The 15,811-nt window shown below is 44.5% G+C and carries 10 protein-coding genes; 2 read left to right on the top strand and 8 right to left on the bottom strand.

Features of this window, described 5'->3' with window-relative positions; all coding sequences use genetic code 11:
- Positions 1-63: 63 nt before the first annotated feature.
- Positions 64-1,035: a porin gene (locus AKJ31_RS17620; protein WP_053410388.1), complete on the bottom strand. Its 972-nt coding sequence runs from the start codon at positions 1,033-1,035 to the stop codon at positions 64-66.
- A 642-nt stretch (positions 1,036-1,677) separates the two neighbouring features.
- On the opposite strand from AKJ31_RS17620, the gene AKJ31_RS17615 reads away from it, so the two are divergent.
- Positions 1,678-2,130 carry a hypothetical protein gene (locus AKJ31_RS17615; protein ID WP_053410387.1) on the top strand — a complete coding sequence of 151 codons (453 nt, stop codon included), beginning with the start codon at positions 1,678-1,680 and terminating at the stop codon, positions 2,128-2,130.
- A gap of 309 nt (positions 2,131-2,439) precedes the next feature.
- Positions 2,440-3,870 carry an OprD family outer membrane porin gene (locus AKJ31_RS17610; RefSeq protein WP_053410386.1) on the top strand — a complete coding sequence of 477 codons (1,431 nt, stop codon included), beginning with the start codon at positions 2,440-2,442 and terminating at the stop codon, positions 3,868-3,870.
- 232 nt (positions 3,871-4,102) lie between these two features.
- Here AKJ31_RS17610 and kdgR read toward each other — a convergent pair whose 3' ends face one another.
- The 7 genes from kdgR to AKJ31_RS17575 all read right to left on the bottom strand — a co-directional run bounded on the left by kdgR (position 4,103) and on the right by AKJ31_RS17575 (position 15,593).
- Positions 4,103-4,891, bottom strand: coding sequence for a DNA-binding transcriptional regulator KdgR (kdgR, locus tag AKJ31_RS17605; protein WP_053410385.1), 789 nt, complete (start codon positions 4,889-4,891; stop codon positions 4,103-4,105).
- A gap of 321 nt (positions 4,892-5,212) precedes the next feature.
- Positions 5,213-7,177: a methyl-accepting chemotaxis protein gene (locus tag AKJ31_RS17600; protein WP_053410384.1), complete on the bottom strand. Its 1,965-nt coding sequence runs from the start codon at positions 7,175-7,177 to the stop codon at positions 5,213-5,215.
- Positions 7,178-7,272: 95 nt separating this feature from the next.
- Positions 7,273-8,973, bottom strand: coding sequence for a dipeptide ABC transporter ATP-binding protein (locus tag AKJ31_RS17595; RefSeq protein WP_053410383.1), 1,701 nt, complete (start codon positions 8,971-8,973; stop codon positions 7,273-7,275).
- Positions 8,973-10,133, bottom strand: a complete 1,161-nt coding sequence (locus tag AKJ31_RS17590) for an ABC transporter permease (protein ID WP_053410382.1) — start codon at positions 10,131-10,133, stop codon at positions 8,973-8,975. Before AKJ31_RS17590 ends, AKJ31_RS17595 begins: the two co-directional genes overlap by 1 nt.
- Positions 10,134-10,136: 3 nt before the next feature.
- Positions 10,137-11,144, bottom strand: coding sequence for an ABC transporter permease (locus AKJ31_RS17585; RefSeq protein ID WP_053410381.1), 1,008 nt, complete (start codon positions 11,142-11,144; stop codon positions 10,137-10,139).
- A gap of 439 nt (positions 11,145-11,583) precedes the next feature.
- A complete protein-coding gene (locus tag AKJ31_RS17580) occupies positions 11,584-13,509 on the bottom strand; it encodes an ABC transporter substrate-binding protein (RefSeq protein ID WP_053410380.1) in 1,926 nt (641 codons plus the stop codon).
- 275 nt (positions 13,510-13,784) lie between these two features.
- Positions 13,785-15,593 (bottom strand): alpha-L-fucosidase, encoded by a 1,809-nt coding sequence (locus AKJ31_RS17575; RefSeq protein ID WP_053410379.1) that lies wholly within the window; start codon positions 15,591-15,593, stop codon positions 13,785-13,787.
- Between the last annotated feature and the right edge of the window lie 218 nt (positions 15,594-15,811).

Here is a 15,811-nt window from a genome sequence, read left to right as displayed (position 1 = left end):
TCAATCCGGAATGCGGGTGGCTTTAATAAAAGTAAAGCAGTGGATTAATGATAGAACCGGGAATTAGAACGAGTACTTAGCTACAAACTTAACGCCGTAGCCGTCTTGCTTGTCACCATCCTGTTCTACAGAACCTGTTTGCAGTACGAAGTCTGTTTTGAATGCGTCTGTTACGTCGTAACCAAGACCTAGGTATGCCGTTTGTGCTTCTACAGCCGTACCTTGTAGGTCACCATCTGCGTATTGGAAAGAACCGTAAACTTTGAAAGATTCAAATTTGTAAGCTGCTGCTAGAGAGTATGTTTCGCCATCGTTTGGAGAGCTAAGAGTCAGTTCAACACTGTCGCTTGCTTTCAAGCTCGCTGCGTTTTCGAAAGAAATGAATGCTGCACCAAATGTGAAATCACCCAACGTTACGTCACCCGCTAAACCTAGAGAGTTTGCTTCATCACCGTCAGAACCGTAAGCAACCGCCGCTGAGAAATCTTCTGCTTTGTAGTTTAGAGATGCAGCATAGTTCGCTTCGTTCTCTGAATCGCTGTCAGTTTCGTAGTTTGCAGAAAACTCAAGATCGTTGATTGTTTTCTTGTAGCGGATACCTTGGCCGTCTACACCACCTTGACCGATGATGTATAGGTTAGAACCTTCGCCTTGTTTCGCTTTTTCAATTGCACCAAACGAGTTACCAGTGTCACCGAAAGAAAAATTACCGTAACCAACGTGGTCAAATTCTAATTTAATATCAGCAAATTCTGCGTTGCGGTTTTCTTTTGTCACACTGTCGCCAGCATTAATTGCAAAAGAACCAATTAGCTTCGCTTCTTCAGATAATTCATGCGTACCTTTAACGTTAAGGTGTGCATCTGTAAATACGTGTGGTTGTTTATCGCCTGCATCCGCATCAACGTATACTGCGATACCTTTTGCCCAACCTGATAGTTCAACTGTATTAGCGTCTGATTTGTAAATTTCGCCAGCGGCTGCTGCACCAGTGAATAGAACAGACATTGCAATAGCTAAAGGTTTGATGTTCATATCGTACTCCATATGTTGCATTGAAAAAGAGTTAACGCAACTAATTGTATTTAAAGTATTTTTAGACTAAGAAATTGCATTCATATCCAGAATGCGTTTCGGAGATAATATTATCGAAATAAATACAATTTAAAATTGAAATATTATTTTAATATTAATAAACAAGATCGAGATCATAATTAAACCCATATTTGCAAAGTCACTATATGCAGTTTGATGCGTTAAAAATAATAAAATACGACGTGAACAATTGATCAAAATCAAATATAAACCACTCACCACAAATGTAACAAAGTGTAATTTCTAAATATGATTTAAAAACAACCAATATATAGATGATAAAATCATGAAAACGGAAAAATAAAAATTTGAAGTGACTCGCAATTACATTTATAGTGAATATTAAATAATATTATAAAAATGCTATGCGAATATATTGATATATAAAAGTAGAGGAATTAAAAATAGATGCATATAAATAACAAGGAGAAGAACAATATTTAATCATATATGTCCTATTCAATTATTCGGTATGGCATTTGATTAATAGAGATCGCCGACATATGTATACGTCCGATTTACTCTTGCACTGCATTGTCCAGAAGTTCTATCATTTGCACCCTACTCCGACATGGGCTCCTTATGACCGATCTAGAACTTGAGTTTGAACACATCTATATAGAAGCAAGAGCTGAACGCTGGCCTTTGATAGAGCGTTTCTTATTTAGCTACTTTTGTATGCGGGAAGGCTACCTAAGCAAACAAGGCAAGCCCGATTGGGAGTTGGCGCGTAGCAATACGATACATTCTAAGTCGGTAACGCACCTCAAATGTTCAGAGCTAGAGCCACTTGTTCCACTAACGGTTATTATTGGGGAAATAAAGCGTTATCAGCGAGATGGCAGACTTACACCAAGCGTATTGCAGCGAATATTAAACAGCCTGCTCCACTACGCGGTAATCAGCAAAGATGAAAAATCGGCCCTTAGAAAGGCTGGGTTATTAAATACTATGCCCGCAGACTGGTATCAAAGTGACGCGAAAGACTTGTACTCACGCTTCCTTAAGGTGGGCATTCAACTTCTGCCGAGCTGAGTCCTTTATTCTCACATCTATAACACTATTAGAAATTGGCTAGCTCTTTAAGAGGTAGCCAGCTCTTTACGCCTCCGCCTTCTAAAAGCAGCGAACACCCCACCTATCTATAAACGATTTGCAATCGGTTTCTCATAACACATTTTGTATTCACATTGTTTACTCTTTCTACGTCACATTAATGTATCGAAATGTTATTTTAACCTTGATGAAGATCTGGTTTTTAATTTTTAAAACATCGTTTCTGTTTAAAAAACATTCTTTCTGTATATTATTGGAACAAGAAATCAAAACAATCAATACAACTAAATGGAAAGCATGGATATGAAACATAGAACCAATCTCTCTCTGGTTAGTGCCTCTATTATTGCGGCGCTAGTTTCTGGCTCGGTATTAGCAAATGATACGGATCCGACGGACGTACTTAACGAGAGTGCAGCAGCGGTTGATTTAGCAGCGCAAGCGAAACAAGCGTTTTACGATAGTTCAACATCTACTATTCACTCCTTCTTATACATTCGTGATCGTGAAGAAAAAAATGCAGATGGTCATTGGGTACCAAACATCGAAAACCAAACTCTGCAATTGGCTTGGGATTACAAATCAGGCTACTTCAAAGATACGATCGGCCTTGATTTGTGGGCAAATACCAACCTGAAGCTGGGTGATACTACAGGCATATCTGAGATCCTTTACTATGATCACGAATGTGAAGGTAACTCATCTTATGACGGCAAAGGTTGTGAAAAGTCCTATGCAGCGCTGACAATCGCGGCATTGAAAGCAAAATTTGGCGATGAAGATGTCGGTCTTGCTGTACGCGGCGGCTACACTCGTATCAACATTGGTACTATCCGTTCAAGCTGGGGTCTTAACCCACATGCATACCGCGGTATAGAAGCAAAAGCACACTTTGGTAACTTGGTGTTGGGTTACGCGATTGCTGACGAATTCAAGAACGACTGGCAAAAAGAATTCCTGCCTATGACCACTAAGTGGCATCAAAATCAAAAAGCAGGTTCTGATACGACTAATACCATCATTGATCATATCCAAACAGTAGGTGCGATCTACAAATTCGGTGACGGTCAAATCGACCTTGGTTACGGTGTCGGTAAAGATTACCGCACAAACTGGCAAGCGCTAGGTAAGTACAGTTTTGATTTAGGCGGTGCAGATCTGGGTCTAACCGCCTTCTACCACGGCTCTATCGCTGAAGAAAGCGATCTGAATCCAAACGTGAAAGATCCAAAAGCACAAAGCTACTACGGCTTAGGCGCTAACCTAAAACACGGTGGTTTCACCTGGATCGCAGGCTTGAGTGACACCGATACTCGTGGTCAAGAACTGACTTACAACTTCCGTTTAACGCCTTGGGCGAACTCAGACAACCGTAACTTCATGCAGTCGACTTCTCAGCTAGAAGACTACAACGTGGATGGTGCACGCGCAGCGAAACTGGCAGTGAACTACAACTTTGCCGATTGGGGTCTACCTGAACTAACCGCGAGTGTTGGCGGTAACTACGCAACAAACGTTCGCTCTAGCAAAGATGCGGAAGAATACGATGGTTCAATGACTTCATTTGACTGGCACGTAGGCTACAAATTCCTAGACGGTGCGCTAGAAGGTTTGAACATTCGTACTTACCGCGCTCAGTTCCGTGGCGACGACATTGTGCATAAGAACGATCGTAACGACCTGAAAGTTCTTATCTCATACAGCGTGAAGCTTAAGTAATCCTTTAAACCTGTCTTTTACTCTTCGCCCGGCCCTGCGCCGGGCTTTTTTGTCTATCTAACTCTATGTCTTTAACCGCTCTCGACCATCGTCGTTAAGCGCTTAATTAGCGGCCTGAATTATCTCGGTATAAAATCTAGGCAAATCATGAGCATTCAAGTGCATATTGGTTATCAAAAGGTAACAAAAAAGCCCGCTGCGATAGCGGGCTTGTAGAAGCTTGTATGAGCGATTATTTACCGTGAGGGTACTCTTTACAACCTAGCTTGTGAGAAATACGCGCTGCGGCTGCGTGAAGCTCAGCAATGTACTCAGCCTTCTTCTCTTCAGTAAAACGGATCGTTGGTAGTGAGACACTCATACCGGCCACTACATTGTTGAAACGGTCGTATACTGGCACCGCTAAACAGCGTAGACCCACTTCTTGCTCTTCGTTATCTTCACCAAAGCCAACTTCGCGTACAGTGTGTAGCTCGTCAATCAGTGATTCAATCGTCTCGTGTGTACGTTCTGTCGATTTAGTGAACTCTACGTCGCTTAGAATGCGTTTTACATCGTCTTCTTCACGCTCTGCAAGCAAGACTTTACCGATAGCAGTTGAGTAAAGAGGATTACGACGGCCTACGCGCGACTGCATACGTAGGTTGTACTTTGAGTCAATCTTGTGGATGTAGATGATGCTATCGCCGTCTAGCGCGCCCAAGTGAAGCGCTTCTAGCGTTAGATCAGAGATACGACGCATCTCGATATCCGCTAGATCGACCAAATCAACGTATTCTAAAGCTGTAGACCCCAGTTCAAACAGCTTTAAAGTCAGTGAGTAGTTTTCACTCTCACCTTCTTGTGATACGTAACCCATTGTTTTCATTGTTTGCAGAAAGCGGTAAACCGTGCTTTTTGACATCATTAAGCGCTGAGCCAATTCGCTGATGCCGATGTCTTTTTGAGTGCTCAGAGCTTGCAAAATACCGAATGTTTTTAGTACAGAAGAAACTGATTCAGGTTGTTTCCCATTAGTCATTATTATTACCTATCTCGTTATCCAGCACACTTCATTGAAGTTCAATGCGTCATGCAAAACTTCTTTGCTTTTCCAGTGATGCCTATTATTTAATTTTTTAGGCTATGCTGACAAATTTATTTCATACAATTTTTCATACAATTTAAAATAATGTTCTACAAAAAAAAAGAGTCATTACTCTGTTTTTGTATAGGCGCTCTCATATCTACCCGCGGAAGCACCTCTAAGCTATTGAAACGCTAAACTTTTGACCTTAAAGGTTTTTGAAGCAATATCACATTAATCAATATATCATTCGAATGTGTGATGGTTACTTGCCAATTAATTTTCATCACAAATAAAGAACTGCGTAACGATATTATTTTGTTTCTCGGATGTTAATTTTAGCTGCGTACCTAATTGGGCTAAGTTCTTAACTTTTTTGTGGTTATTTTGTGAGTGTTTTTCAACCACAGCTAATTGTTCAACTATATAATTAGCTAATTGTCGCTGTTTTATTGTTGCGGTCGAAATACTCTGAGCAATTCGATTAGTTTGCTCCAAACAAATCTTAACTTTAGTGACAGACTCAGACGTATTCGTAGCACTTTCCATTGAGACTTTCATATCGCGGCTACAGGATTCGATCTCACATACCGCTTTGTCAACGTCAAGGTTTAGCGCGTCAACAACGCCGTGGATTTCGTCCACGGTTTTTGAGGTTCGCTCTGCAAGATTTCTTACCTCATCAGACACCACAGCAAAACCGCGTCCGTGTTCGCCGGCTCTGGCCGACTCTATCGCGGCATTTAGCGCTAACAAGTTAGTTTGCTGGGCGACCTCTTCGATAAAGGTCATCGCTTTAGTAATTTGCATCGCGCGCTGCTGCAGGCGATGAATCACTTCCACTGCCAATCTCAGCCTTTCATCCAACTCATTGTGCCTAACAATGTTTTGACTCACGTTCTGGTAGCTCTTGAGCACTTCTTCTGTTGCGACGTCAGACTGCTGCGCACCGGATTCACTCTGCACGGCGATATTCTCAATCAAACATTGCAGTTCGTTGGTATGTTTTACCACCAGCGCCGATGTCTCGGCTTGTACAGCCATAGAGTCTGTGATTGCAGATGTGTACTCGGCATTCTTTGTGGTGGTTTCTCCCATCTCCTTTGCGCTGAGTTGCAGCGTATCAACAATGCTGAGTTGCGAGAGGCGCAAAATTTCTAAGTGTTCGGCTAACTGGGCAAACTCTCCTGTCAGTTTTTCATCGACAGCAAACGTGAGTTGTTTGTTCGCCATTTTTTCTATCGCACTGATTAGGCTCTTGAGACTGCGCTTTAACTCTCGTGACAACGTCACGATAAATACAACACCAACGCCGCCCATAATCGAGACAAATAAGACCAATTGCAGTTGATGCTGGCTCTGCTTTTCTTGTGAAGCCGACACCTGCATGTTGACCTGATCAAGCAACTGCTGTTTCGCTAACTCAAGATTAGTTTCGAGCAAGTGAAGCTTTTCAGAAATCATTTGCGCTTTCACGTGAATCGCTCGCTGATTCTCTAACGCGGTAAGATGCTTGTTCACTACGCCTTGTTCGTCAGTGGCGCTAAAAAGAACTTTCTCAACCAACGCTAAGTCGCGTTTAGAAAACTGGCGACTGCGTTCGTCTAACTGACTCCCTTGCTGGCGAATGGATGCGGCGAGCGAGCGGTTTTTGCCAATCAACTGCTCTACAACGTTGATATCGTTACTAAGCAGTGCGCGGTCGGTATTGAACGTTAGGCTGTCGATTTGGCCGCTATAGTTTTCCGCCACCATCGAAGTGTTCATATCATCGGTTGTCGCTGCCAAGGTATAGATGGTTCGCTTTACTCGATTGATCGCTGATTGATATCGATGCTGATCTTTTTCCAGTTCTTCGCTGCGCGCTAGGCTGTTATCCATATTGATAAACAGCTGATTCAAATCGTCATTAAGACCACTGCCAATATAGCCAGTGCTTTGGGTTTGAGCCGCCGCTTCACGAAGTGTTTGTACGCTACTTTTCAACTCTTGTTTGAGCTTGACCAACTGCTGCTCACCGGCACCAGGTATCGACAACACTTTGTTCTTAATGTCGCTGACTAGACTCAAGCTGCTCGCATTGGTTTGCATGTCAGCCATCTGATAAGCCGAAATTTGCTCGAGTTGCGCGATAAGGTGTTTTCCCTGCCAAATAGACATGGCACAAACGGTCAGTAATAGCGCGGTGACAAACATGACCATCAGGTAGACACGCTTAACAATCGACAAGTTTTTCAACATTCTCTGTTCCCTCAAAGGTTTGAATTGCACCGATAAAAAAGCCCCCAGTTGGACAGGAGGCTTTTCACAGGCTTCACCCCATAGAATCTATGAGGTTATGCGCTCTTTTTTATCGCCACCTCTGGCGGTAACTCCGCGACAGGAACCGCAGAGATAAGCTCTTTGGTGTACTCTTCTTGAGGGTTGAAAATCACTTGTTCAACGTCGCCCTGCTCAACAATTTTTCCGTGTTGCAGTACCAATACGCGGTCACAGAAGTACTTCACAGTCGCGATATCGTGAGTGATCAGAATAAACGCTGTACCGTAGGTGTTTTGGAACTCGATCAGTAGGTCAAGAACCTGTGAACGCAAAGACACATCCAGTGCTGCAGTTGCTTCATCGGCGATCACTACTTTCGGAATCGTCACCAATGCGCGAGCGATAACGATACGCTGACGCTGACCACCCGAGAAGGCATGCGGGTAACGGCTTGAAAACTCTGGCGGCAACCCAACCCACTTCATGATGTTACGCACGCGTTCTTCACGCGCTTTTTTGTTCATCTCCGTGCGCAGTTTGATTAGCGGCTCTTCAATGATATCGAATACCGTCATACGCGGGTTAAGCGAAGACCACGGGTCTTGGAAGATCAAACGTAGATCGGCAAACAATGGGTCGCGTTTTTGGCGTTTGTAGTCTGAAAGCTCGATATCCGTCTTCGTCTTCAAATCGACATATTGAATGCTACCCGAACTTGCCGGTGACATACCGAGAATCGCACGCCCAAGCGTACTTTTGCCCGATCCAGACTCACCAACGATGCCCAACGATTCACCCGGATAAAGGATTAAGTTTGCATCGTCTACCGCAGTCATAAACTGCTTCTTCTGGAACATCTTCGCTGGCTTCTCGAACACTTTCGATACGCTTTGAAGGTTAAGGATTGGGCTAGTCACACCTTGCGCTGACAAATCAAACGGGACTTTCACCGCTGAAGGTTTTTCTAGCGCGCGAGTCGCTTCCATCAGTTTACAAGTGTATGGATGTTGTGGATTTTCGAAGATCTGTCTGACTTCGCCACACTCGACCAACACGCCTTTCTCCATTACCGCAACACGGTCTGAGATTTGCGCGACCACACCTAAGTCGTGGGTGATAAACAGAATCGCCATGCCGAACTGACGTTGTAAATCCGCAAACAGGTCAAGAATTTCCGCCTGCGTGGTAACGTCGAGCGCCGTCGTTGGTTCGTCAGCAATCAAGATGTCTGGGTTTGACGCCACTGCCATCGCAATTACCACACGCTGGCGCTGGCCACCTGACAATTCAAACGAGTATTTGTTGATCAGCGTTTCCGGCTCTGGCATCTGCACTTGATGAAGTAGCTCTAGTGCACGAGCATGCGCGCCTTCTTTGGTGATGTTTGGGTCAACTAAACAAAGCACTTCTTTAATCTGGTCGCCAACGGTGTGAACTGGGCTCAACGCCGCCATTGGCTCTTGAGATACCAAAGAGATATTAAAGCAGCGCATGTAACGCATTTCTTTGCTACGTGGGTCAATCTGAGCAATATCAACAATTTGTCCAGATTCGTCTTCGTAGAGGATCTCCCCTGAGTCGATTCGACCCGGTTTATCCAATAGCTGCATGATGGCAGACGACGTCACCGATTTGCCTGAACCCGACTCACCAATCACAGACAGTGTCTCACCACGGAACAGTTCAAAGCTGACGCCTTTTACTGCGTGGAAATGTTCCGTACTGGTCGGGAAGCTCACGTTAAGATCTTTAACCTGTAAAATACGCTTTTTCATTATTTCGCTCCTTGGTCATGGTATGGGTCGCAAGCATCACGCAAACCATCACCAACAAAGTTCATTGCTAAGATAACCACCACTACTGCCACCGCAGGAATAAGTAACCAAGACGCTTCCGCAAGTGCACGGATGTTCTGCGCTTCTTGCAGTAGTACACCCCAGCTCACCATTGGCGCTTGTAAACCAAGGCCTAGGAAACTTAGCGCTGTTTCACCCAAGATCATTGCCGGAATCGCCAGTGTTACTACCGCAATGATGTGGCTAAGGAAGTTAGGCACCATGTAGCGGCGGATGATTTCAAACGGTGTATTGCCATCTAACCACGCTGCAGCAACGTACTCTTCGCTGCGCAGTGACATGAAGCGGCTTCGTACGACACGCGCCATATCTGGCCAAGAAACCAAACCAAGAATGATGGTGATCAGGAAGTATTTCGTCAGCGAACTCCACTCCGCTGGTAAGGACGCAGACAGTGCCATCCATAGCGGTAGGGTTGGAATCGACTTCATAAATTCGATACTACGCTGAATGAAGTTATCGATCGCGCCGCCAAAGTAACCTGAGATACCACCAATCACGATACCAAGCACGAACGTAGTGAATACCCCCATCAAGCCAACGGAAAGCGAAATACGAGCGCCGTAAATTAAGCGCGAAAGCATGTCTCGACCCATTCGGTCAGAACCGAGGATAAAGAACGGCTGCTTTGGATTATCCGGTGTGATGAACTTACGGTTCATCGGGATAAAGCCAAGTAAATGGTAAGTCTCTGTCTTGCCAAAAAATGAGAAGTACACTTTCTTGCTTTCATCCAAGGTGTAATGACGCTTTAACGTACGTGGATCTGTCTTGCTCTTGTAGAAGTCCAGATGTGGCGCCCAACGCCAGCCGTCATCCGTCGATTCAATAAAGCTCACCGCCTGTGGTGGCGCGTAAGTGTAGCGACGCCAGTTATCACTTGGATCAAACGGGGCGAAGAACTCAGCAAAGATGGCCACAAAGTAGATGAGTGCCAAGAACCACATGCTGTACCAAGCCAGTTTATGCTGGCGCATTTTAAGACCGATCAATTGCCACTGGGTTGCAGTGCTCAGATCCAGTTGTTTTTTCTTACGGCCGAAAACTCGACCAAATAAATTCAATGTTGAAGCGGTCATGACTTAAAACTCCTTCGCTACGCCTACTCGAACTCGTGGGTCAACCCAGTAGAGCAGCAGGTCTGAAATCAACGTACCGATGATGGTGAGAATGGACATAATCAGCAGAACATCGCCCGCTACATACATGTCTTGTGCGCGCAGTGCCGAAAGCATTAGTGGACCAAGCGTTGGAATGTTCATTACCTGACTAACGATGATGTCTGCACCAAGCAGAGCTGGCAGCATCCAACCAATAGTCGATACGATTGGTAAGATAGCGATACGTACCGGGTACTTCATGATCAGTTTTGCTTCAGTCTGACCTTTCGCACGGGCTGTCTTAACGTAAGGTTTTTTCAGCTCATCGAGTAAGTTTGCGCGCATGATACGGATAATACCGGCCAGACCTGCCGTACCGACTACTAGAATGTAAATCCAGCTGCGAGACGCGGCGTCAAGGAACTTCGCCCAAGACATCGGTTGGTCAAGAAACTCTTCTGAATACAAGCCTGATACAACAGTATCAAAGCTGTAGTAACCGATGAGTAGTGCTAGGATTGCGATAACGAAGTTAGGTGTCGCCATACCAATAAAGCCAAAAATCGTTGCAACGTAGTCCCCCCAAGAGTACTGACGAAGCGCAGAATACATGCCGATTGGAATTGCGATAAGGAATTGGAATAGGAATACAGCGCCTGCTAATGCAACGGTAGGCCAAATACGTGGTTCGATGGTTTCCCATACTGGTTGGTTGTTGGTAAGAGAGATGCCTAGGTCGCCTGTCATTAGACCTAACATCCAATCAGCGTAACGAACTAATAATGGCTTATCTAAGCCGTACATTTCACGCAGGGTATAGATCATCTGAGGGTCAACGGTTTGTCCCATTGATTGAAGCTCAGCAATTTTCGATGAAGCGAAGTCACCGGGCGGCAAATCTATCACCGCAAAAATAACAATAGATACGGCGAAAACTGTCACCAATATGGATAACAACCGCTTACCTATAAACAGAAAAAAACTGCTCATGTTTGTTCCTTAATTCCAGTCCTGTTGAGGAATAGTCAATCATAGAAATTTGAGAGTGTGAGTACGGAACTCTGCTAGCGCTCATCTGTAATGAAACAGATTTAATAATCACGCTCCCTATTCATTATTATTAGAACGCACCATTATTTATTTTTAAAACGCTTTTTCATTTTTGTGTGTGCACGATCGTTTAGAAAGACACAAATCGTGATCAAGTCCATACTATTTGTACTAGATATTCACGAATTACATGTTTAGAGCGCGACGGAACAAAAGGGCTAAGAACAGAGAATGAGAACCGGAATCAAGTCGAGAAAAGTGTGTATCGATTTAAGGCAGAAAAAGCCTACGTAGTAAGGGAATCATCTATATACGCCAGACACAAAAAAAAACCGCGTCTTATGACTTCACAAGACGCGGTTGGTTTGTTGAATGAAAACTACTTAGTTTCTTTCCACAACTGACCTAAGCGCATCGGCGCTGGTGTTGGGAAGTTATAAGATGCAGGCATTTCTTCGACTACGTTACGCAGTTGATTGTTCACGATAACGCTTGATTCAATTGGCTCTACGGTACCAATGGTAAAGAATTCTTCTTTCGCAATATCAATGATCGCTTTCATTAAACGGTTCTGCTCATCTTGAGACGATGTCGCTCTTAACTGTCTCCACAACTCAAGCTGTTGCTTGACCGACGCAGGCGGCTCAACCGCATCTGTGTGGTTTTTGTCTTGCAACCAACGTGAATATCCGTATCCCCAGTCGGCACCAGGACCGGTAGGCGCGTAAGCAATGCTGTTATCGATAATGCCAACACCGCCACTCATGGTTGAAGGAATCACATCGTAATCACCCGTCAGGCGTCGCGTTGTCATTAATTGCGTATCCACCAACATCATATCGAGGAAGACACCGACCTTTTTCCATTGCTTTTTAGTCAGCTCAATAATGTCTCTTTGAGACGGGTTGAGGAATGAAGCAGTCAAGAACTCAATACGCAGGCGTTTACCATTTTTCATCAAGCGGTAACCATCTTCGTCGTATTTGTCTAAGCCTAATGAGTCGAGAATCTGGTTCGCTTTATCTGGATTGTACTCCGTGTACTGCTTTTCCATCTCTTCATCATAAAACTTGGACATTTTAAGCGGTGAAGTCTGACGAGGTTCTACCGTGCCATAGAAAATCGATTCCGCAATTTCGTCACGGTCCATCGCAATCGACAATGCAATACGGAAATCTTTATTGGTAAACAATTCACGCTTAACTGGATCTTTTACCGTGTGGTTAATTTGGTAACCAAGCACCGACGAGTCCGTTTTCGGTCTGAAGTGAACCTTGTAATTGCCTTTCTCTTCGTTTTGCAAAATCGTAGAACGGAAGTTGGCCGCATCAATGTGGCGCGCTTGGAAGTCAGTACCACCAGCGATTGCGCGTAGCACCATATCGTTCTTATCTTCGGTAAATACCCAACGGACTTCGTCCAAATATGGTAATTGATTGCCTTCGCTGTCGACTTGCCAGTAGTACGGGTTGCGCTCGTACAACGCAAACGGTGCATTCACCCCGTGCGGTACTTTTACTTTCCACGCACTCAGCACTGGTCGATCAACGTTCTTGTACATACCATCGAAATAATGCACGCCACATTTATCTTCAAAGTAAGTACGCCAGTTCGCAATGCCTGCGTCTTTCGCGAGTTTAACCGCATCTTTGTTGAATTTAGGCTGGTACTGAGAACAGTAGGCGCGGTTGTACGCAACAAAGCTTGTGCCATCGTAGCCAGCAAGCGCACGGATAAATAAACCGTCAGGCTCTTTGAGGGTAATTTTCACCGTGTATTTATCAATCGCTTCCGCGGTTGCTGCATCTGGCGTTTTTAAGTTAAGGGGGCGGTTACCTGCGTGCTCTGGGTCACCCAGAACATCGTTAATGAAATAGGTAATATCGTTGGCTGTAAACTCGCTACCATCTGACCATTTAACGCCCTTACGCAAGTAGATGGTGTATTCGGTTGAATCTTCGTTGGCATCAAAGCCCGATGCAAGACCAGGAACCACTCCAGTGTAGCTGGTGTTAAAAGTAAATAAGTTATCGTGGCCAATAATACGGGTTCGGTGACCATTATCTGAAGCCAGACCAAGCAGGTTGAGTGTGCCACCATACTGACCGATAGAGTCATGTGGTTTCACGATCAAAGGGTTTTCTGGAAGACGTTGCTCCACGGGTGGAAGTTGACCAGCTTTTACCAACTCAGCAAGCGCTGGTGCTTCTGCATATTGGTTGGCAATGGCACTACCAGAGATAAGAGCGAGGGATGCGACGATAGCGTTAAAGCCAAAACAAGATACTTGCTTGATTTGCATCATTTTCTCCTGATATTAAATAAGCGGATGGATTAGGTTTGCCAAAAAACTCTGACATTAAGTTAAAATAAAAATTAAAACGTTATTTTATTTTTATAAATAATATCCACTTAAACGCAATTTAATAATCAGAAAATTCTCTAATGAGATAAGCCTCACAAAGGTTGTTTAAATTTGTATCTGAGCATGCCCGATTAAATAAAACTCATGCCCGAATCGAAAAATAAATGGAGATAAAAAGTAGTGACAAAGCCACTACTTTTTAAATCCAATAGTGTTTAATGCGCACTCGGTTTTATAGTCAGTGACTCGAAATTAACCATATCTGAACCATATTTGTCAGACTCATCAATCGACAACTCAATACCATTGAGATCCAATGTGTAGACCCCAGGTTGTTCGATCTCGATGGTCGCCAAATGGCTGAGCACATCCTTCCAAGGTACTTGCGCGTTGCTCTCTGTTAGCTCATTCATAGTGAGAGAAAACGCTTGCTCGCTGCCCGCACAACGAACAATGCCTCGCTTGCCATGATGTACCCATCGCGGCTGCTTGTGGTGCATAGACTCAGTCGAACGAAGCGACACGTCGTAACGCCCCGGCACAGTCACATGGAACTGCCATTGGTAGTGCTTATCACCTTGCCTAGCTTCATAGCAGTTCTGGCCATCCAAATAAACTTGATACAGTCTATCTTGATGAACCTCATTGTTGATTGACAACTCACCGTCATAGCACACTTCGATCACTTGCGGCATGCTAAAAGCTTGCTCAGGTGCTTGAATCGTCAGCTGAGTGTGTGTGGTTGTGTCACTGACTTTCTGCTGAAGCACTCCCACTCGCCCTGTGTTGTCATCCATGAATCGCGCGGAACACACTGCGTTGTTTAATCCTTTCAGGCTGATCAACTGGTGCTCAGGCAAACGCGGCAAAATAAAATAGAGAGTTCTCGTCTCGGGGTTGTGAGTCACGCATCCCCAGTCAAAACCGCCGTTAAATGGGTTTGCGTAACATTCATGGATAGCGTTGCCGTGTGCTTGCATCCAATCACCCACTCCAGCCAGCAACTGTTCTATCTCTTGTGGGACTCGCCCCAAATGATCCAGACCGATATTGAGCAAGAAGTTACCACCACGGCTGACGACTGTGCACAGTTGGTTGATCACATCACGTGCACGTTTCGGGTTTTGGTCGTATCGGTTAAAGCCCCAACTGTCGTTGGTCGTAGCGATCCCCTCCCAGAACCAAGGTTTAATTTTGGTCGGCTCCATGTAATTGTCGTGGCCTGTGACAATATCCCAATCGATAAGATGTTCTCTCTCCGGTGAAGTAATACGACTGTTGATCACCATGTTGGGTTGATGATGACGCAAACGCTGAATCAGCTCGTTGGTTTTGGCGACATGCTCCGACTCGGTCTGCAGGTCAAAGCCGCCCATATCAAACCACATCGACGTCAATTCGCCGTAGCTTGACGCGAGTTCTTCCATTTGCGCTAACGACTTGTTTTTCCAGTAACTCTGGTAATTACCCTGCGAGATATCATAATCCCAGCTATTGTATGATTTAGTGCATGCATCTTGGCTTTCCCAATCGATCACGTGGGAGTAATAAAGGCCAAAGCCGATGCCTTGCTCTTGACAGGCCTCACTCAGCTCTCGGACTGGGTCACGGGCGAAAGGTGTTGCGGTGGTAATATTAAACGGATGCGCTTTGCTGTGATACATGGCGAAACCATCGTGATGTTTTGCGGTAAACACCATGTAGCGCATACCCGTATCGTGAGCGAGTTGCGCCACTCGTTGCGCGTCAAACTCACTCGGGTTAAAGCTCTGTGCCAATTGCTTGTATTCCGACATCGGAATCTGCGCCGCGAAAGGAACCCATTCAGCTAACGTGTCGTATTGAACACCTTGATAACCACCAGAAAGATCCTTATGAGCGGATAATCCCCAATGAATGAATATACCAAAGGTCGCCTTTTTCCATTTTAGTAACCCTTGTGCAGAAACTTGACTGTTTGGTTTTCGGTCGAGAGCTAAACGTTGGTTGGTTTCTAATAACTCGCCAATAACTGATTTACTCATTATTAATCCTTTGACGTTGTAGGTTAAATACAAAACTCACTACTAACAAAAATATCTACAGAGAAAAATATTTAAGATTTAAAATCATTTATAAAATCAAAATAGAACTTGAATACATTTATTGAATATCCACTCTTTTAATAGTGGATTGCTTGTTAGTTGGTATTGATAAACGGTATTTAAGTTATATTTCAGTCAAAATGGAAACGTTTAATGAC

The organism is Vibrio hepatarius, assembly GCF_001274785.1.
Lineage (GTDB): Bacteria > Pseudomonadota > Gammaproteobacteria > Enterobacterales > Vibrionaceae > Vibrio > Vibrio hepatarius.
Note: the sequence above shows the minus strand (reverse complement) of the source record. Positions and strands in the feature narration are given on the sequence as shown.